The organism is Brenneria roseae subsp. americana (genome assembly GCF_003115815.1).
Classification (GTDB): domain Bacteria; phylum Pseudomonadota; class Gammaproteobacteria; order Enterobacterales; family Enterobacteriaceae; genus Brenneria; species Brenneria roseae.
On record NZ_QDKJ01000046.1, the window covers coordinates 1 to 718 of the forward strand.

Annotated in this window: 1 protein-coding gene; it reads left to right on the top strand. The window is 35.0% G+C overall.

From position 1 onward, the window contains the following. A partial coding sequence (locus B4923_RS21010; protein WP_211313984.1) for a hypothetical protein occupies nucleotides 1-199 on the top strand: 199 nt, incomplete at its 5' end. Between the last annotated feature and the right edge of the window lie 519 nt (nucleotides 200-718).

Here is a 718-nt window from a genome sequence, read left to right on the forward strand (position 1 = left end):
ATTAGGATATGTCCTGTTTCAAGATGAACAATTTATAGCTTTTTGGTTTCAGTTTTTTTTATTTTTATCAGCTTTATGTTTTTTTAAATGGGATATAATGGATGCGCCTAAAATTAATGAAATTGTAGGTGAAAAAAGGCAACATTATCTTGAATGGATAGAAATGATAGACCAGCTTACTAAAAGTAAAATCAAATGAAACCACAGTGGGGAGTACTGAAGTAGAATAAGTCTCTGAACATGAGGCAAAACAACGTGCTTATGAAGTGGCTTTAAAGGTCACTCAAGGTCAAAGGTCAAAATTATAAGTCCAGAATCGTCAGAGTTGGCTAAAGAGCGAGCTGCTAAACGCACTATTGAAGACCTGAACCGGATGTTCGCCAAAGCCTTTGCAACTATAATGAAAGAATAGGTATGGATCGAAACTATGGGGTGCGCAGCATGTTTATTAAACAATTTTTGCATTGCTACGTGAATCCTTTGACTTTTAGCAAGGGTGAGAGATGCTTAGTTTTTACGTAGCGCACTACGGTGATGTCCGCATTTAACAAAAATATCTAAATTACAGATATGGATAAATGATAGTCCGGAGGTAATGAGTTTGTCGAGGGGATTAATAAAACATTAGGGAATAAAAATGAAGTAATAGATATCAAAGATATTAGCTCATTTCTGCTTTTTGAAAGTTTTGATATGAAGTATTGAGTCTTTCCCACAG